Origin of the sequence: Candidatus Methylomicrobium oryzae (assembly GCF_016745425.1) — a bacterium.
GTDB lineage: Bacteria > Pseudomonadota > Gammaproteobacteria > Methylococcales > Methylomonadaceae > Methylomicrobium > Methylomicrobium oryzae.
The window spans coordinates 1-18,955 of the sequence record NZ_JAERVK010000024.1; the positions used below are offsets into that span (position 1 = coordinate 1).

Annotated in this window: 16 protein-coding genes; 12 read left to right on the forward strand and 4 right to left on the reverse strand. The window is 58.9% G+C overall.

Annotated features, from left to right (window positions below):
* Positions 1-476: 476 nt before the first annotated feature.
* The 10 genes from JJL52_RS19890 (at position 477) to JJL52_RS19935 (ending at position 10,493) form a co-directional block, all read left to right on the forward strand.
* Complete coding sequence (locus JJL52_RS19890; RefSeq protein ID WP_202054266.1) at positions 477-935, forward strand: rhodanese-like domain-containing protein; 459 nt, start codon at positions 477-479, stop codon at positions 933-935.
* 111 nt (positions 936-1,046) lie between these two features.
* Entirely contained in the window at positions 1,047-3,386 is a 2,340-nt protein-coding gene (locus tag JJL52_RS19895) for a DUF1549 and DUF1553 domain-containing protein (RefSeq protein WP_202054267.1), read from the forward strand.
* A 267-nt stretch (positions 3,387-3,653) separates the two neighbouring features.
* On the forward strand, positions 3,654-5,126 hold the full coding sequence (locus tag JJL52_RS19900) for a DUF1501 domain-containing protein (protein WP_202054268.1): 1,473 nt from the start codon (positions 3,654-3,656) through the stop codon (positions 5,124-5,126).
* A 122-nt stretch (positions 5,127-5,248) separates the two neighbouring features.
* The gene (locus JJL52_RS19905; protein WP_202054269.1) at positions 5,249-5,635 is read left to right on the forward strand and encodes a hypothetical protein; all 387 of its coding nucleotides are present in this window, start codon (positions 5,249-5,251) and stop codon (positions 5,633-5,635) included.
* An 11-nt stretch (positions 5,636-5,646) separates the two neighbouring features.
* A complete protein-coding gene (locus JJL52_RS19910) occupies positions 5,647-6,234 on the forward strand; it encodes a peroxiredoxin (protein ID WP_202054270.1) in 588 nt (195 codons plus the stop codon).
* Between the two features lie 3 nt (positions 6,235-6,237).
* Positions 6,238-6,894 carry a c-type cytochrome gene (locus JJL52_RS19915; protein ID WP_202054271.1) on the forward strand — a complete coding sequence of 219 codons (657 nt, stop codon included), beginning with the start codon at positions 6,238-6,240 and terminating at the stop codon, positions 6,892-6,894.
* A gap of 38 nt (positions 6,895-6,932) precedes the next feature.
* Positions 6,933-8,555: a PepSY domain-containing protein gene (locus tag JJL52_RS19920; RefSeq protein ID WP_202054272.1), complete on the forward strand. Its 1,623-nt coding sequence runs from the start codon at positions 6,933-6,935 to the stop codon at positions 8,553-8,555.
* A gap of 82 nt (positions 8,556-8,637) precedes the next feature.
* Positions 8,638-8,853 (forward strand): Sec-independent protein translocase subunit TatA, encoded by a 216-nt coding sequence (locus tag JJL52_RS19925; RefSeq protein ID WP_202054273.1) that lies wholly within the window; start codon positions 8,638-8,640, stop codon positions 8,851-8,853.
* Positions 8,854-8,862: 9 nt separating this feature from the next.
* Positions 8,863-9,174 carry a Sec-independent protein translocase protein TatB gene (gene tatB, locus JJL52_RS19930; RefSeq protein ID WP_202054274.1) on the forward strand — a complete coding sequence of 104 codons (312 nt, stop codon included), beginning with the start codon at positions 8,863-8,865 and terminating at the stop codon, positions 9,172-9,174.
* Positions 9,175-9,413: 239 nt separating this feature from the next.
* A complete protein-coding gene (locus JJL52_RS19935; RefSeq protein WP_202054275.1) occupies positions 9,414-10,493 on the forward strand; it encodes a sigma-54 interaction domain-containing protein in 1,080 nt (359 codons plus the stop codon).
* Between the two features lie 193 nt (positions 10,494-10,686).
* Here JJL52_RS19935 and JJL52_RS19940 read toward each other — a convergent pair whose 3' ends face one another.
* From JJL52_RS19940 to JJL52_RS19955, 4 genes are all read right to left on the reverse strand, one after another.
* The gene (locus JJL52_RS19940; protein WP_202054276.1) at positions 10,687-11,550 is read right to left on the reverse strand and encodes a hypothetical protein; all 864 of its coding nucleotides are present in this window, start codon (positions 11,548-11,550) and stop codon (positions 10,687-10,689) included.
* 230 nt (positions 11,551-11,780) lie between these two features.
* Positions 11,781-12,560 carry a methyltransferase domain-containing protein gene (locus JJL52_RS19945; protein WP_202054277.1) on the reverse strand — a complete coding sequence of 260 codons (780 nt, stop codon included), beginning with the start codon at positions 12,558-12,560 and terminating at the stop codon, positions 11,781-11,783.
* Between the two features lie 121 nt (positions 12,561-12,681).
* Positions 12,682-14,784 (reverse strand): sensor histidine kinase, YfiR-like protein-associated, encoded by a 2,103-nt coding sequence (locus JJL52_RS19950; RefSeq protein ID WP_202054278.1) that lies wholly within the window; start codon positions 14,782-14,784, stop codon positions 12,682-12,684.
* 5 nt (positions 14,785-14,789) lie between these two features.
* Positions 14,790-15,314 carry a YfiR family protein gene (locus JJL52_RS19955; RefSeq protein ID WP_202054279.1) on the reverse strand — a complete coding sequence of 175 codons (525 nt, stop codon included), beginning with the start codon at positions 15,312-15,314 and terminating at the stop codon, positions 14,790-14,792.
* A 165-nt stretch (positions 15,315-15,479) separates the two neighbouring features.
* Here JJL52_RS19955 and JJL52_RS19960 point away from each other — a divergent pair, with 165 nt between their 5' ends.
* Both JJL52_RS19960 and gyrA read left to right on the forward strand, forming a co-directional pair.
* A complete protein-coding gene (locus JJL52_RS19960; protein ID WP_202054280.1) occupies positions 15,480-15,830 on the forward strand; it encodes a hypothetical protein in 351 nt (116 codons plus the stop codon).
* 516 nt (positions 15,831-16,346) lie between these two features.
* On the forward strand, positions 16,347-18,953 hold the full coding sequence (gene gyrA, locus JJL52_RS19965) for a DNA gyrase subunit A (RefSeq protein WP_202054281.1): 2,607 nt from the start codon (positions 16,347-16,349) through the stop codon (positions 18,951-18,953).
* The last annotated feature ends 2 nt before the right edge of the window (positions 18,954-18,955 follow it).

The window sequence follows — 18,955 nt, forward strand, 5'->3', positions numbered from 1 at the left end:
GAATTTATACAGGAATTCCCGTTTGAAAAACACAATGGGATAATACAAGGATGGGTAGAGGCGTCAGCCGAAACCCATCGGTCGACATAGTCTTAATGATGGGTTTCGCTTCGCTCTACCCATCCTACGATCCCTCTGAGCGGGACAGGGTTTATAACCCATGCCGTTAAGTTAAGAAAAAGTGGGGTCCAAAGCTTGCTTTGGAATGCAGTCTTGCTAGCCCAGCAACAGCAGGTGCTGTACGGCTGCTGGAATTTCATCAGCAAGGGAATAGGACGGTATTCCGGGTTCTCTTCCATGCCTCTCCAATCCCGAAAATTAAGTAAAAAATCCTTATAAATCATTCGTAAAGGCGGTTTATGCCGGTGCGCCGGAAAGTCTGCCGGCTCTGGCACGCATGTTGCTCCATGCTCTAAGTGCAACATGAGTCCTGCGTATCGACGGATGCGTTTTACGAAAAATAAAGAGAAGAAACCATGATCAAAAATACCGCAAACCCCCTTCTGCTGGCGATGGTGCTGGCCGCTTCGCCCGGTTTGGCCGGCGCGGCGGAACATCGCGGCGAGCACGCGCCGGCCGCCAAGCCTTACCTTTATAAAACCCCGAAGCTTAACCGCGCGCAATTCGATGTGCTGTTGGCCAAGCCGGAAGAACTATTGATTGTCGACGTGCGCCGTCCCGATGAACTCACCCGGGTCGGCGGCTTTCCGGTTTATCTGAGCGTTCAGGCCAAGCAGCTGGACGCGGCGCTACCTTTCATTCCCAAGGACAGATCCATCGTGACCGTTTCGAATCACGCCGGCCGCGCGGGTGCCGCAGGCGATTTCCTGGCCGATAGAGGCTTCAAGGTGGTCGGGGCGGTAGGATCGCAAAATTATGAGGAGGAAGGGGGAAAGATTACGAAAATCGCGCCGGTGCGGAAAAAAGCCAAGTAGAAACGCGATGAACGCAAAGTAACGAATCACTGAATACGGTTGCCGCCAGCGCCGCCGTTCGGGAGGATGAAGCCGAGAGGATTTCATCTCCGCTTGTTTTGGAGTAGGTCAATGAAAAGAAAATTATCTTATGTGCTCTTTTGGGGGATTTCGGTGGTATTGAGCATCGATACCCCGACGGCGGACGACAAACCGGCGGCCGGCAAGGAAAGCGCGCCGGCGGCGAAGTCCAAGTCGAAGCTGTGGTCTTACCAGCCGGTTAAAGCGCCGGTGTTTCCGCCGGTCAAGCAGCAGAACTGGGTCAGGACGCCGATCGACAACTATATTCTGGCGCAACTGGAAGCCAAGGGCTTGCAGCCATCGAAAGATGTCGACCGCGCCGCCTTCATCCGCCGCGCGACGCTGGACGTCTGGGGCGTGATCCCGGCCCCGGAAGAAGTCGATGCGTTCGTGAACGACCACTCCGACAATGCTTACGAGAAGCTGGTCGACCGCCTGCTCGCTTCGCCGAAATACGGCGAACGCCAGGGGCGGAAATGGCTGGACCTGGCCCGCTACGCGGACAGCACCGGTTTCCAGAACGACAACGACCGGCTGAACATGTGGCGCTACCGCGATTACGTGATCAATGCCTTCAACCGGGACAAACCCTACGACCGCTTCATCCAGGAGCAATTGGCGGGCGACGAGCTGTGGCCGGGCGACGAACAGGCGCTGATCGCGACCGGCTTCATGGCGCAGTTCCCCGATAACGCGAACTCGCGCGACCTGGTGCAGCGCAAATACCAGATCACCACCGACATCACCGATACGGTCGGAAAAGTGGTGCTGGGCCAGACGGTCGAGTGCGCGCGCTGCCACAACCACAAATTCGACAAGATCAGCCAGAAGGATTATTTCTCGCTGCAGGCGTTTTTCGCGAACGTCGCGCCGGTCGACAACATTCCGGCCAGGAAGGGCGAGGTCGAGCATGATTACGAAAAGCAGTACGCCCAATGGGAAGAAGCAACGAAGGATATTCGCGCCAAGCAGAAAGCGATCATCGATACCCACCGCGAAGAGGCGCTGAAGTACCACAAGGAGCGTTACCTGACCGATTCCCGGGAAGCGATCTTCAAGCCGAAGGAAAAATGGACCGCGCAGGACCGCTGGGTGAACCATCGCCTCACGAATGTGACCGACGAGCGCAGCATGCAGTCCTTCTTCCAGGAAAAAGGCGAGAGCACCGACCCCAAAACCTACGACAAGAAGATCGCGGCGCAGTGGGCGGAACTGGACAAACTGGAGAAGCAGCTCAAGAAATTCAACGACCTGAAACCGGCGACCAGTTCCGACACCATTTCGGCGATGACCGAGCTCGGCCATTCCGACGCCCCGCCGAGCTTCGTTTACGCGGTCGGCGATCACGAAAAGCCGCTGGAAGAAGTGCAGCCGGCATTTCCGGCCGCGATCACCGACGAAAAGCCGGACATCAAGCCGCTGCCGTTCTCGTCCGGGCGCCGCGCCGCGCTGGTCAAATGGCTGACCAGTCCGGCCAACCCTTTGACCGCGCGCGTCTATGCGAACCGGGTCTGGGACCAGTATTTCGGCAAAGGGATTGTGGCGACAGTCAGCGATTTCGGCAAGGCCGGCGAAAAGCCGACCCATCCGGAATTGCTCGATTATCTGGCCGACAAGTTGGTGAAGGACGGCTGGAGCGTCAAGAAACTGCACCGCGAAATCCTGCTGTCGAGCGTCTACCGGCAATCTTCCGATTACCGCGAGGATGTGCAGAAAGCCGATGCCGAAAACAAACTGCTGGCGGTGTTCCCGAGAAAGCGCCTCGAAGCCGAGCAGGTGCGAGATTCCTTATTGGTCGCAGCCGCCAAGCTGGAAGACAAGGTCGGGGGGCCGAGCGTGTATCCGCCGCTGCCGAAGATCATCAACACCAACGGCGGCAATTTCGCCAACGACCCGGCCTGGCGCACTTCGAAGGACGCTCACGATCACAACCGCCGCAGCCTGTACGTGTTTACGCGCCGCAGCATCCCGTATCCGATCCTGGATTCGTTCAACATGGCCTCGCCGCAGGAAGCGCACAGCAAGCGCGAGGTGACCACCACCCCATTGCAGGCGCTGACGCTGTTCAACAGCGAGCTGGTCTTCGACTGGTCGAAAGCGCTGGCCGGCCGGGTGATCAACGAAGGCGGCAAGGATGAAGCCGCGCGGATCGACCGTTTGTATCAGATCCTGTTCGCCCGCCATGCGGACGATGCCGAAAAACAAACGCTGCTGTCGTTCCTGAAGGAGCAGGAAGGCGTGATCCGCGAAAAAGCCGCGGACGGCAAGTTCGAGATCAATATTCCGACCGGCCTCAAGGACAAGAAACTGGACGATCCGATCCGGGCGGCGGCGTTCGTGGATCTGGTGCATGCGGTGGCGAATTCGAACGAGTTTATTTACCGGTTTTAGAAAACGATCGCTACCACCGGCATTTGATAACTGAACTCTCTGGTACAAGCGCAAATTAAGACAAGTCGTCATCCCGGCATGGATTGCCGGGATCCAGAAGCCATGGATGGCAAGCCTTAAATACATCCTTGTAGCCTGGATTCCGGCATTCCCTGCCGGAATGACGAAATGTCTAGTTCATGCCGGTAATGCGGAGTGTGGGAGCAATGGGTTGTATGTAGGTTGTTACTTTTAATCGAATTCTTAAAAATTTAAAAGGCAAAGAACATGAAAAACAAATCGCGTCGAGATTTTTTGATTAAAACCGGCTACGGATTGGGCGGCTTGGGCGGGCTGGCCGTGACCGGCCTGATACCGGGCGGCGGGGTGATCGCCAGCGCGCTGGCCGACGATGCCGGCCTGCAGGCGCTGGCCGGCGCCAATCCGCTGGCACCGAAAGCGCCGCATTTTCCGGCCAAGGCCAAGACCGTAATCTGGCTGCACATGGCGGGCGCGCCGAGCACGCTGGACCTGTACGACTACAAACCGGAGCTGGTCAAACGGGCTGGAACCGGCATACCGGCGTCGTTCCTGCAAGGAATTAAAACCAGTACCCAGGGCGGCATCACCAAACTGATCGCGACCAAACGCACCTGGAAGCAGCACGGGCAGAGCGGCGCCTGGTTTTCGGATTGGCTGCCGAATCTGGCCGAGCATGCGGACGATCTGGCCTTCATCAAGTCCAGCGTGACGATCGGCGCGACCCATGACATTTCGATCATGAAGCTGAATTCCGGCGGCCTGAATCCCGGCCGCCCGACGCTGGGCGCCTGGGTGCAGTATGCGCTGGGCTCGGCCAATCCGAATCTGCCGGCCTATGTGGTGCTCTACAACGATAAGCGCGAACCCAGAGGCGGGGTGACCAACTGGGAGTCGGGCTTCCTGCCGGCGGTCTATCAGGGCACGCCGTTCCGTCCGGGCAATTCACCGATCCTGCACCTGAACAATCCGGAATACCTGGCCGCGGCCGAGAAGCGCCACGCGCTGGATTTATTGAAACGGTTGAACGAAAAGCACGGTTCGCGCTATCCCGAGGACAGCGAATTGAAAGCCCGCGCCGAATCCTACGAACTGGCCTACCGGATGCAGGAAACCGCGCCGGAAGCGGTCGACTACAGCAAAGAGTCCGACGCGACCAAGGCATTGTACGGGCTGAACGACGAGCTGACCAAGCCGTACGGCGAACTGCTGCTGCGCGCCCGGCGCCTGGCCGAGCGCGGCGTGCGCTTCATCCAAGTCGTCTCCGGCCCGACCGACATCAAGGGCGACAGCCGCGATTGGGACGCGCATCAAAACATCGAAGACAACCACGGCAAGCATTCGAAGATCGTCGACAAACCGATCGCGGGCCTGTTGAAGGATCTGAAGGCGAAAGGCCTGCTGGATTCGACACTGGTGGTCTGGACGTCCGAATTCGGCCGGACCCCGTGGAGCGAATCCGGCGACGGCCGCGACCACAATCCCTGGGGTTATACCCAATGGATCGCCGGCGGCGGCATCAAGGCGGGCTATACCCACGGCGGCACCGACGAACTCGGCGTACAGGCGCTGAAGGGTGCCGAGGTCGATACCTACGACCTGCACGCGACGATCCTCAATCAGTTGGGGCTGGACCACCTGAAGCTGATCTACAAATACCAGGGCCGTTCCGAACGGCCGACCGTGGTTTACGGCAAGGTGATCAAAGAATTGATCGCCTGAGGATGCTGCCATGAAAGCGCTCGCGCTGCCGGTCGATCAAGGCCGGTTGAATCCGCCGGGTTGAGCCGGCGGCCGGCGGTGCGGCAAGGATTATAGGGATACCGGGATGAGGATTTTTCAAGATGCGTAACACCCTAATTTTGTTTGCGATCGCATTGACTCTGGCGGGCGGCGCGGTTTCCGCCGAAAGCGATTTCGACTTCGAGGAATTGATGAACGAGGTCGAAACTCAGACGCAAGAGGTGCAGAACGCGATCGCGGCGAAGGATTTTACCACCGCCGGCACCGAAGCGAAGGCACTGCAAAACGCCTTCAAACTGGTCGAAGGTTATTTCGCCGATCGCGGCGACGCGGCCGACGCGGTCGCCAATGCGCAGGATTACCAGAAGAAGGCCCAGGCGATCCAGGATGCGCTGAGCACCGGCGATGCCGCCAGGGCGGCCGATACCGCCGCCGATTTTTCCAAACAATGCCGCGGCGCCTGCCACGACAAATACAAACCTTTGTAAACGGAATGCCGATGACACGCTTATTTCTAACAATTCTGCTCTCTCATCTGTTTGCCTCGCCGGCGCTTGCGGTCCTGCCTGAAGGCCATCCGGCCCCCGCCGTGCAGGCGCAAGCCTCGCTGGCCGGCAAAGCCTTTAATTATTCGCTTAAGGAGGCCCTCCGGAAGGGCCCCGTGGTGGTGTATTTCTTTCCGTCGGCCTATACCGGCGGTTGCAACATTCAGGCGCACAGTTTCGCGGTGGATTACGACAAATTCGCCGCGGCCGGAGCCACTATCGTCGGCGTCTCGCTGGACGGCATCGAACGGCTGAACGCGTTCTCCGCCGATCCTCAGTATTGCGCCGGCAAGTTTCCGGTCGTTGCGGACGTGGACGGCAAGATCGCGAAAGCCTTCGACGTGGCGGTTCGGGATCCGTCGCCCGGCAAGACCGATACGCGCGGGGACGAAATTACCCACGGCTTCGCCGAGCGGGCGACTTTCGTGATTACCCCCGACGGCAAAATTGCCGCCACGGTCGGCGGCCTGAAACCGAAAGAAAATGTCGCCAAGGCCCTGGACATCGTGCAGCAACTGAAAGCAGGGCGGAAGGCGATCTGAAGAATGGCGTTTTCGCAATGGATGGCAGCGGGGTTGTTCCTGGCGTTTTCATCAATCGGCGTAAGCGCGGCCGGGTTTGGCGGCGAAGGATCGACCTCGCGCGCCGGCAATGGCGATCCCTCGGCAGGCAGGGAAAAGGCGGATGCCGGCCGCTGCCTGGAATGCCACGGCGATGAGGGCAACAGCGGCGACATAAGGATTCCGAATCACGCCGGTCAATATGCCGGCTATCTGGTCAAGCAGCTCCATGATTTTCAAACCGGCGCGCGGCAGCATGCGGTAATGTCGGTGATGGCCGAAGACCTCGATGCGGCCGACATGGCCGACATCGCGGCTTATTTCGCCGCGCAAAAACCGATGCGGGGACAGGGCGGCAACAGCAATCGAGCCGTGCCCGATCTGTTCGTGCACGGCGACGCCGGGCGCGGCATTCCGGCCTGCGCCGGCTGCCACGGCCGGCACGGCGAGGGCAGGGTGGATAAGAACGGCACCGTTTATCCGGTCATCGGCGGCCAGCGCAAGGTGTATTTGCGCTCCCAGCTGGTCGGCTGGAAATTGGGCGAACGCCAAAACAGCCCCGATAGCGTGATGAACCGGGTCGCCGGGCGCTTGAGCGAGGACGAGATCGAGGCATTGGCCGATTATCTGTCGGGACTCTAGTCCCCCTAGTTAATGATTCAACGTTAAGGATTACCCTCATGAAGTTTTTGAACTGGCTACTCTACGAAGTTCACCGTTGGCTGGGCATTGCGCTGGCCGTGTTCATGTTCGCCTGGTTTTCGACCGGCATCGCGATCATGTATTCGACGCCGACCACGCAAAGCCGAAGCCAGCAGCTGGCCCATGCCGAAACCCTGGCGCCGCAGGCGGGCTGGCTGAGCCTGGGCGTGGCCTGGGAGCGCAGCGCCGCGCAGCGGAAAGCGTCTGCAGCCGAGCGCCGGGTGAAACCTTCGGGCAATGCCGAGGCGGCAGTCAAGCAATCGGCGATTCCGCCGGCGATCGCCGATGCCCGCCTGCTCCGGATTGCCGGCGCGCCGGTCTGGTTGGTCGAAGATACGCAAGGGATGCGTTTTGCGTTGTCGGCCAACGACGGTTCTCTGCGTGAGGCTTCGGCCGACCAGGCTTTGCGGATCGCCGGGGACTGGTTTAAAGCCGAGAACGCGGCGCCGGTCGCGCTGCGTTATCTGGAGTCGGCCGAAAAACCGATCATCCTGCGCAATCAGGATACTTTGCGCCCATTTCATAATATCGCCACCGAAGACGGCAGGGAACTACTGATTTCCGCCCGCACCGGCGAGGTGTTGCACGCCTCGACCCGCCTGGAGCGGGCGCTTTACTGGAGCGGCAACTGGCTGCATCTTCTCAAGCCGCTGGAAGCGGTCGGCCTCGGCGAATACCGCCATACCCTCCAGTTGGGGCTGGGCTTGTTCGCGACGGTCGCCTCCTTGACCGGCCTGATCATCGGCTGGCTGCGCTGGCGTCCGGGGTTCGGCGGCAAGCCGACCTACTCGCAGGGCCGCACGCAGCCGTACCGCGAATTCTGGGCCAAATGGCATTTCTGGAGCGGGCTGCTCGGCGGCACCGCCGCGCTATGCTGGGCTTTCAGCGGTTTTCTCGATACTAACCCCGGAAAATGGTTTACCGAGGAGAATTACAGCAAGGAAGAATTGAACCGCTTTTTGGGCAGCGAATTGCCGCCGGCGATGCGCGACTGGCGCCCGACTTCTTCGATTGCTGCTGCGGCGGACGGCGAGGACATCGTCGGTCTGAACTGGCGGCGTTTGGGCGCCGAAGCGGTTTTACTGGCCGAGACCCGCGACGGCCGCCGTCTGCCGCTGACAGGAAACGGCGCGGGTTTCGGCGAAGCCGCGATCCGGACGGCAGTGCAGCGTTTGGCCGGGGAGGTCCCGGTGGCCAGCGTCGAAACCTTGCGCGATTACGACAGCTACTACTACCCCCGGCATCATCAAGGCCTGAAGGAAAAACCTTTGCCGGTACATCTGGCGAAACTCGCCGACGACAGCGGCACGCTGATCTATCTCGATCCGCAGGACGGCCGCCTGATCGGCAAATTCGACCGCAGCCGCCGCGTTTTCCGTTGGCTGTATTCGGCATTGCACCATTGGGATTTCGGCTGGCTGTATTACCGGCCGATCTGGGATTTCTGGATGCTGGCCTGGATTTCGTTCGGTCTGGTGCTCGGGGCCAGCTCGCTGGTGATCGGCTGGCGGCGGCTGAAAAAGTCTTTCGCGCCGAAAAAACAGGCTGTCCCGCGGACGACGGTGCAGGCCGCCAAGCTGAAGGCGGAAAACGCGGTTTGACGGCATATCGGCAGACCTGCCGGGTTTTCAAAACCCGGCAGGTCTAAAAACTGAAACTATATGAATGATTTGGAGAATAAACATGGGCTTTAGCATTCCCCATCTGTTGATGGTATTGGCGATTGCGATTCTGGTTTTCGGCACTCGGCGCCTGAAAAATGCCGGTTCCGACCTGGGCGAAGCGATCAAAGGGTTTCGGAACGCGGTCAGGGAAAGCGAGGATACTCAGACCCTGATTCATCGGGACGGCGGAGCCTTGGAGGCCGAGATCGCCGAGCCGCGGAAATCCAGGGTCTGAGCCGGAACGGTGTTCGAAATCGGCTTATCGGAATTGCTGATGGTCGGCCTGGTGGCGCTGGTCGCGATCGGTCCGGAAAAATTGCCTGCGGTGGCGCGGCATGCAGGATTTTGGCTGGGCAAGTCCCGGCGTACGATTGCGGCGGTCAAGGCGGAAATGCAGCGCGAATTGCAGGCTGAGGAGCTGGAGCGGCAGTGGGCCGCCGCCGAGCTGCAAAGTGCGCTGGACGACGGCAGGGCGGCGGCGATGGAAATCGACGCCGCGATGGATGCTTTGGCGGAACCGGCGGCCGGACGTGATACGCCTACACCGTCATCCTGATCGCTCTTGAGTAACTGCATGCTCAATACGAAGCGCTGGCACAGCCTTATGCCGGAAATGCATTTGTAATTCGAATAATATCGTTTTTAAGCAAGCGGCAGAAACCCTATCATACAACCAAAGCGGGTTTCGACGGCGACTGGACAACCGGAGGTTTCGTTTCGCCCTTCATGAAAGTTTTATTGATGAAAGCATTTTTTCGGGAGCAATGCCCCGATTCCAGCTAAAGAGGGACTCTGATGACATTACTGGCTTTTGACGAACTGCAGTCGCGCTCGCAGTCGCTTTCGCTCCGGGCGACGGCGATGGTTTTCGAGGACCCGGTTTCCCGCCGCCTGCTCGAACAGATCGAGCGGATTGCGCCCAGCGACGCCACCGTACTGATCATCGGCGAAACCGGCACCGGCAAAGAACTGGTCGCCCGTCACATTCACTCTCTCAGCCGGCGCACCCGGAATACTTTCGGTGCCTTGAACTGCGCGGCGTTGAGCGAAAACCTGATCGAAAGCGAATTGTTCGGCCACGAGAAGGGGGCTTTCACCGGCGCGCTGGCGAGCAAGGACGGCTGGTTCAAGATCGCCGACAAGGGTACCCTGTTTCTCGACGAGGTCGGCGACCTGCCGCTGGGCCTGCAGGCCAAACTGCTCAGGGTTCTGCAGGAGCGCGAGGTGGTCAGGGTCGGCTCCCGCCAGGCCGTGCCGGTGGATGTCAGAATCGTCGCCGCCACCAACGTGAACCTGGAAGAGGCCGTGGCGGCTTCGCATTTCCGCGCCGACCTGTATTACCGGTTCAATGTCGCCACGATCCACCTGTCGCCGCTGCGCGACCGTCCCGGCGATATTCTGCCGCTGGCCCGGCATTTCCTGAAAATCTACGGCGACCGTCTGGGCTACGGCGAAATCAAGCTGCTGCCTGCCGCCGAGCAGTTACTGTTGAGCTACGACTGGCCCGGTAATATCCGCGAGCTGGAAAATGCGATTCACCGTTCGCTCCTGGTCTGCCCCGGCAATCGCCTCCGTCCCGAGGATTTCAAACTGTCCGGCGTCCGCCCTGTAGAGGCCGCGTCTGCGGTATCGACCACTTCCTTGGAGAATGCGCTGCAGCGGCTCTGCGAACAGGCGCCGCCCCAATTGTACGATCTGATCGAGGAAACGGTGATCCGCACCGCTTTCGAGTTCTGCGAAGAAAACCAGGTACAGACCGCCAAACTGTTGAACATCAGCCGCAACGTATTGCGGCATAAACTGGGGATGTACGGGATGTTGCCGAACGGCCATAAAAAAACGGCCGACGGCGGGATAGCGGTGGCGCTGGCTTAGGATGTAGCTAAAATAGCTTTCCGGCATGCAGCACCGTAGGGTACGCTGTGCATACCTTTTTACCCTCCGGTGGTACGCATAGCGTACCCTACAACGGTTTGGGGATATTTAACCTGTTCGTAACGTTTTGGTGGGGACGGGGTAATAAACCCCATCCCGCTCACTGTTCAGGGCGGTCATCCCGAACGCTTGATCATGCGTATAACGGCGCCTCGGTTTTTTCCAAGCCTAAATACGGGGTGCCGTAAAAGTCGCCTTCGACCAGCTCGAAACCCGTGTTCTGCGCCAGCGCACTGCCTTTGATATGGGTCACGTTTGTCAGCAGGCTTTGCCCGCCGATCGAGCGGCTCAGCGCAGTCCATTGCCGTAGTTTTTCGGCCATGCCGGCTTCGCGTATCCGGTTCAGCGAATTGGCCGACAGGCTGACAAAATTCGGTTCCAAGGCCTGAATGAGCTGGTTGGCTTGCCGGCCGAGCGCGGCATAGTCAAATTTCAGGGCGATTCGATAGCCGCGGCTACGGTAATTTTCCAGGCCCTGGTTCAACTGCTGCTGAAAGCGCGCATAGGCGGGACTGACCGGTACCGTAATCGCCACGTTGCGGGTTTCCAGTCCGCAGCGGACGATGATTTCCTCGAAATAGACGCCGTGATTTTCCTTCACGCCGAGAATGTGCCGCGGGTCGACATCCAGAAACAAGGTGTCGGTTTCCGCCTGCGCCGGCAGCAAGAGGTAATTCAGCATGTGCACGGTCCGCGACAGGCGGTCGAAATTCAGTATCGACAGCGTATCGATCGAGGGGGACAACGGATGATTCAGCAAATGCTCGATGTCGTCCCCGAACAAAGGTTCCGCCGGACTGTTCGTCAGCTCCTGTCCGGCGCAGTAGCCCGCAATCCGCGACGGATTTTCGGCCGCCCGGACCGGCGACAGCCGGCTGCCGATCTGAATCGGGCCGTATAAACCGTGAACGGCGCCGTTATTGAAGACGAACGGCCGCGAATTGCCGTGAAATCCCAATCGGTCGTTGAAGTGTTCGACTAACTGCTGTAATGGCATGGTATGCAAGCCCTGAATAAAAACGCGCGGGAAAATAACCCATGATTAACGATAACCGATAGGTTAGGGCATTCGGCAGGCGAAAGGAAACGATAGTTTTAGAAATCCATATCTAAATCGATAATAACCTGACCACTGCGTAGGATGTGCCGAACGCAGTGAAGCGCATCGAGAGCCCTTTCACGGTAAAAAGGGCGGCAAGGAAGGTTGCCGGTCCGCAATCGAAGGGGTCATCCCGGGTTGAGCGTGCGCTGCGCGACCAGGTGAATGTAGCGCCCCATGTCCCGGTAGGTGGGCATCCGGCAATAGCGGTATTCGAGTTCGAACAGTTCGGCCGGATCGCTGTTTTTCAGAGCCTCCTTGTCGAGATAGTCGTGGAATACCCGAATGCCGGTATGCGCCATGATCTTGAATCCCCACGCTTCGAGCTGTTCGAGAATTTTGTGCGGATATTGCGGATTGGGCGGCGTCAGCTTGTCGCCCTTGCCGAGATAGCTGTCGTCCAAGAGGTGCCGAAGGCGCCAGCCGCCCTTTAGCGCATTGGTATAAACCATCGCGTTCCGGTTGTAGAACAGCAGCGACAGATAGCCTCCCGTGGCGACCCGGTCGGCGATGATCTGCAGCGTCGGAATCGGCTCCGCCAGCCATTCCAGCAGCGCATGGCACAGTACCAGGTCGAAGCGGGACAGTTCAGGCGCCAGCGCCTGCGCCGCCCGATGGTGGAATTCGGCTTCCAGATCCTGGGTACGGAAAAGCTGCTCGGCGCGGGCCAGCATTTTTTCGGACAGATCGCAAAGCGTCAGCCGGTGCCCTTTTTCGGCCAGCTCCGCACTGATCTGCGCAAAGCCGCAGCCGGCATCCCAAACGGTCAGGGGTTCGGGATAGCGGTAGAAAGGCTCGAGATCTTCCTTCAGCAGCTTGAGGCGCCAGTCGCCTTTTGCGGTCGCATAGACTTTCTTCTCGAATCGCTCGATCAGTTTATCGAAATTCTTGTCCTGTTTGAGTTTCATTGTCGCTCGCTGTTTGCTGTCGTCGGCGAGGCTGCCGAAGCGCGGCCTTTAGCTTATCAAATCTGACCGGTTCGTACACCGGTTTGAAGTTCCGAAAGCGAACAACGAGCTGAGACGCTTTTTACGGAGGAGAGGGCGATTGCAGCCGTCTCGCGAGATCCCGATTGTTCAGCATTTGCGCGATCTGCCCGCAGGGAGTCGGCTGCCCGAACAGGAAACCCTGCACGGTGTCGCAGCCGTAGCGTTTGACATAATCGTACTGGAGCCGGGTCTCGACGCCTTCGGCCACGACTTTCAGATTCAGGTTGTGAGCCATGGCGATGATGGTCCGCACGAGCGTTTCATCGTCGGGGTCCTGGCCCAGGTCGCGTATGAACGAATGGTCGATTTTCAGGGTGTGCAGCGGCAACTGTTTCAGTCGGCTTAGCGAAGAGTAGGCGGTGCCGAAATCGTCGATGCTGACCTCGATGCCGAGTTCCCTGACCAATTCCAGAACTTTGCGGGTGTTGGTGTTGCCCGGCCCGAAAAGGCTTTCGGTAATCTCCAGCTCGAGCTTGACGCCCGGAAAGCCCGTGCGCCGGAGTATGTCGGAAATCACCAGATGCAGGTCTTCCCGGATAAACTGCGCGGGCGACAGGTTCACGGCCAGGCGGATATCCCTGTCGGCCTGAGTGCACCAGGACAGCATTTCGCGGCAGGCGGTTTCGAGAACCCACTCGTCGATCGAGGCAATCAGGCCGCATTCTTCGGCCAGCGGAATAAATTCCGCGGGCGCTATGGGGCCTTCTTCGGGCTCCTCCCAGCGCACCAGGGCTTCGAATCCGACAATCTCCAGGCTGACCGTATCGCAGCGGGGTTGATAGAGGATGCTCAATCCGCCTTCCCGTATCGCCTGCCGCAATTTCGTTTCAAGTGCCAGACGGCGTTCGGCGCGGGCGTTCATGTCGGCCGAAAAAAAAGTATACTGGTTGCCGCCGCGGTCCTTGGAGCGGTACATGGCGGTGTCGGCATTCTTGACGATCGTCTCGGCGCGGCTGCCGTCATCCGGGAATAAGCTGACTCCGATGCTGGCCGTCACATGCAGGCTGTAGCCGTCCACCTGAATCGGCTCGGCGATCGCGGCGGTGATTTTCATCGCCACGTCGGCCGCATCGGTTTCCTGGCGGGGCTGCGGCAGCAGCACCGCAAATTCGTCGCCGCCGAGGCGCGCGAGCGTGTCGCTGCTCCGCAAACAGGCTTTCAGCCGTTGCGCCACCTGTATTAGAAGCTTGTCCCCGACGGCGTGCCCCAAGGTATCGTTGATAATCTTGAAGCGGTCCAGGTCGAGGAACATCACCGCAATACGCCGGCCTTCGCGTTTGGCCTGACTGGTCGCCAGGCGAAGATGGTCGTCGAAGGTGACGCGATTGGACAGACCGGTCAGCGTATCATGGTAGGCCTGATGCTCCAGCTGCCGAGTCAATTCGGTCAGTTCCCGGGTGCGTGCGTGCACCTTTTCTTCCAGTTCGTTACGCGCCTTTTGCAGCTCGATATCACGCAGTTGAATCTGGCTCAGCATGCCGTTGAAGTCGTCGACCAGCGCGCCGATCTCGTCGGCGGACAGTTTTTCGGCACGCAGGCTGTAATCCTGCGACTCGGACACGCGCCGGGCCGTCCGGGCGAGTTTCAGGATCGGCTCGGATACGAGCCGCTGGAGCCGGCTGGAGAACAGTACGGCAACCAGGAGCGACAGTGAAAACACGCCGGCGCCGATGGCCAGCTCCCGCATCTGCCAGTGCTTCCAGGCGCTGAGGTCCGAGATCAGCATGATGCTGCCGATGCGATCGCCCTCGAAAACGATCGGCGAGACGACGAACAGCTTGCCGTTGACGATTCCCGAATCCTGGTCCGGCACGATGGGTGGCACGCTGCCAATTTCTCGCGTGTAATGCACAAACAGCCGGCCTTGATCCGAAAACAGGGCCGCGCCGACGATGTCAGGTTCTTTTTTCAGGCTCGATAGCGTATCGAGCGCCGCGTCCGGATCGCTGAATGCCAAGGCCGCAATGGTATTGAAGCCGATGATATCGGCCTGGGTTCGGAGTCTGTCGAACATCGCATGGCGCAGCGACAAAAGGTCGTTTACGGCGAAGCCGAAGACCGATAACAGCAGGGCGCAACTGCTGGTCAGCAGCAGTAGCCGCATCAGTTTCTTTCTCAGCGAGGTTCTGCCTGTGATATTCATAAGCTTCAGGTCCCGTCGCTGGCGATTTTGGCTAGTTTAAGCAGGTTGGAGCTCATCCGTAGACCGGCCCTGCGCGCTTTGGCAAGATTGATTATGAAGCCGATCCTCGCCGCGTTGCGCACCAGCGTTACCAGGGCTGGCTGATACGGGGGCGGAAGATCGGTGCCCGTCAGATCGGCGATCGTCAGCAGGGGCCGGTTCGGAGCTTGCTGCGACTCTTTGCTGAAGTGGCGCATTTCATCCGGCCCGACCAGCAGGATGCGGCAGGAATCGCTTTGTGTCAGCGACTGGATCAGCTCGATCTGTAAGGGGCGCCCGTTTACGATTTTTCCTTCAATGGCTCGGATCGCTTCGCCGAAGGGATTGCTTCGATACAGGCAAAGCTGCAGTGGAGTACCCTGATGTTCCGGTGCTTCCTTCGGCCAGGAAACGAAACGCGCAATGTTTAAAACGAATGCCGCTTTTACTTGCCCGATGCGGTCGGCTTCCGTTTCCGCTCTTGCGAGCGAAGGCGATAAGACGGCGAGCAAGGCTCCGGTAATTGCGCAACACCGGATCCGCCCCGGTTTGGATAGAGGTTTTTCGACAGCATCGCATCGTAGGCTGTCTCTAGCTCTTTTTACCCCTCGTCCGATCAAGGGGCGAAACCCCATGGGATACAATCCAAATTTCCCGGCCGCTGCGTCCCGAGCCGAATGGGTAAAAACCGCGTGATCCTTGCTGCTGATGTTGGGGACGGCCAGCAGCCCCCCGGTTTCGGGAGGGTTAAAGCTTTTGCTGAAACGAAAGCGACGTTCGAAATCCATATCGATGGCCTCGGTATGCATTCAGTTGAGTTCCAATGCGCGTGTGCGTCAAACAGCCGCTTGAAGCCGGTAACCGCGCCGCCTGCCATGATCGCGCATCCTGCTGTTTATTATATCCCAGAGTCCGTCCTTGATTTTCTATTTCGTATTCACGGGCGTTATCTCGATGTAATAAAAATTCGCCCGCTTCAACAAGTTGACGGTAAAGAAAAACAAGTCCGGCCCGGAATGCTGCGGTAACGGCGAGAGTTTGGCATCGTGAATCTTCATCAAAGCCAATGAAGCCAATGCCGTTTAAGCCCTCTGGACTGTTTCAAATGGCGGAAGCCGGTAATTTTGGCATATGACGGGATAATTTTGGCATATGACGGGATAATTAATGTTGGTTTCGAGTTCCCCACTTACAGGCGCGATTCGCGATGGAGTTCGTTTGTAAAGGTAAGCCTATCGCCAAACAGGTCCTCCAACCTGGTTGCTCTGTGCAGGCTTTTTCGTCTAGTCCTGATGATGCGGGTATCTAAAAAATGGGGCCTGCCAGATTATGATTTAACCTCCCGTAGCCTGCCGCTTGCCTTCCTTTGAGCCGTTCATAAACTTCGACTCGGAAAGCGAAATTTGCTACAATGCCTGAGTTAATCACCGATTCAACCTGATCTTTCCGCAGCACATCGCCGGCGTGTCTGGGAAGGAATGTAGGAACCAGCAAGGGCCGGTCAGCGCTTATAGCGTAGCGGCTTTGCTTAGAATAAAACAGCCATGTCGAACTACGCGAAAGAAATCATTCCTGTCAATCTCGAAGACGAGATGCGCCAGTCCTATCTCGATTACGCGATGAGCGTGATCGTCGGGCGCGCCTTGCCGGATGTCAGGGACGGCCTGAAGCCGGTGCATCGGCGCGTGCTGTATGCGATGAGCGAACTCGGCAACGACTGGAACAAGCCTTATAAAAAGTCCGCCCGCGTGGTCGGCGACGTGATCGGTAAATACCACCCGCATGGCGACACGGCGGTTTACGACACGATCGTCCGGATGGCGCAGCCGTTTTCGATGCGCTACATGCTGATCGACGGCCAGGGCAACTTCGGTTCGGTCGATGGCGATTCGCCCGCGGCGATGCGTTACACCGAAGTCCGGATGGCGAAAATCTCGCATGAACTGCTCGCCGACCTCGATAAGGAAACGGTCGACTTCATTCCGAACTACGACGAGTCCGAGTCCGAGCCGAAAGTGCTGCCGACCCGGATTCCGGCACTCCTGATCAACGGGTCGTCCGGCATCGCGGTCGGGATGGCGACCAATATTCCTCCGCACAACCTGAATGAAACGGTCGGCGCCTGCCTGGCGTTGATCGACAATCCCGACACTACGATCCGCGAATTGATGGAGTACCTGCCGGGCCCCGATTTCCCGACCGCGGGCATCATCAACGGCGCCTCCGGCATCTACAGCGCCTACACGACCGGCCGCGGCAAGATTTACCTGCGCGCGCGCTGCCATTTCGAAGACATCGGCGACAGCAGCCGGCAGGCGATTATCGCCACCGAGCTGCCGTATCAAGTCAACAAGGCGACCCTGCAGATGAAGATCGCCGAACTGGTCAAGGAAGGCAAGATCGAGGGCATTTCCGCGATCCGCGACGAGTCCGACAAGGACGGCATGCGCTTGGTCATCGAGCTGCGCCGCGGCGAAATGCCCGAAGTCGTGCTGAACAACCTGTACAAACAGACTCAGTTCCAGAGCGTGTTCGGAATCAACATGGTTGCGCTGCTCGACGGGCGTCCGCATCTCTTGAATCTGAAAGAGATTCTGAACGCGTTTATCGATCACCGCCGCGAAATCGTTACGCGCCGGACGATCTACAACCTGCGCAAGGCGCGGGAGCGGGCGCATATTTTGGAAGGCCTCGCGGTCGCGTTGGCGAACATCGACGAGATGATCGAGCTGATCAAGCGCTCGGCGAGCCCTGCGGTGGCGAGGGAAGGTTTGCTGGCCAGAACCTGGAACAGCGGCTTGGTCACTTCGCTGCTCGAGCGCGCCGATGCCGGCCGTTCGCGTCCGGAAGACCTGCCGCCCGGCTTCGGGATGGTGGACGGCAGGTACCGTCTTTCCGAAGCGCAGGCTCAGGCGATCCTCGATTTACGGCTGCACCGCCTGACCGGGCTCGAGCAGGACAAGATCATCGATGAATACAAGGAACTCCTGCGGCTGATTGACGAATACCTGGAGATTCTGGGTAGCGATATACGCCTGATGGAGGTTGTTAGGGAAGAGCTGGTCGAGATCCGGAACAATTACAGCGATGAGCGTCGCACCGAAATTATTCACGATCGTTTGGATTTGTCCGAAGAGGATTTGATCACCGAAGAAGACATGGTCGTCACGATGTCGCACGAAGGCTATGTGAAGGCCCAGCCGCTCAGCGATTACAAGGCGCAGCGCCGCGGCGGCCGCGGCAAGCTGGCGACTGCGACGAAGGAAGAAGATTTTGTCGACAAGCTGATCGTCGCGAACAGCCACGATACGATCCTGTGTTTTTCCTCGCTCGGCAAGGCCTACTGGCTGCGGGTGTACCAGTTGCCAATCGCCAGCCGTACCTCGCGCGGCAAGCCGTTCGTGAACCTCCTGCCGTTGGAACAGGGCGAAAAAATCAATGCGATGCTGCCGGTCCAGGAATTCAGCGAAAATAAATACATTTTCATGGCGACGTCACAGGGCACGGTCAAGAAGACTCCGTTGATCGAATTCGAGCGCCAGCGCACCGGCGGCAAGATCGCAGTCGATTTACAAGAAGGCGACCGGCTGGTCGGCGTGGCAATTACCGACGGCAGCCAGAACGTCCTGCTGTTCAGCAGCGACGGCAAGGCGGTCTGCTTCAACGAAACCGACGTCAGACCAATGGGGCGGAACGCGGCCGGCGTGCGCGGGATGCGCCTGACGGAAGGCCAGCAGATCATTTCGCTGATCATCGGCACCGAGGGCACGGTCCTGAACATCACCGAAAACGGCTACGGCAAGCGCACCCGGCTCGAAGAGTTTCCCTGCCACAACCGCGGTGGCCAAGGCGTGATTGCGATCCAGACTTCGGCGCGCAACGGCGCGGTGGTCGGCGCGGTGCTGGTCAGCGAGCACGACGAAATCATGCTGATCACCGACGGCGGTACATTGGTGCGCACGCCGGTGGAAGGCATTTCGGTGCTCGGCCGGAATACGCAGGGCGTCACGATCATCCGTCTGGACAAAAAGGAAAAAGTGATCGGCGTCGATAGGATCGAAGGTCTGGCCGGCGAAGAGGAAGACGATATCGAACAAGAAGGCGCATCGGAGAGCGATGCGGACAACGCAGCGGAATCAGGAGAAGAGTGATC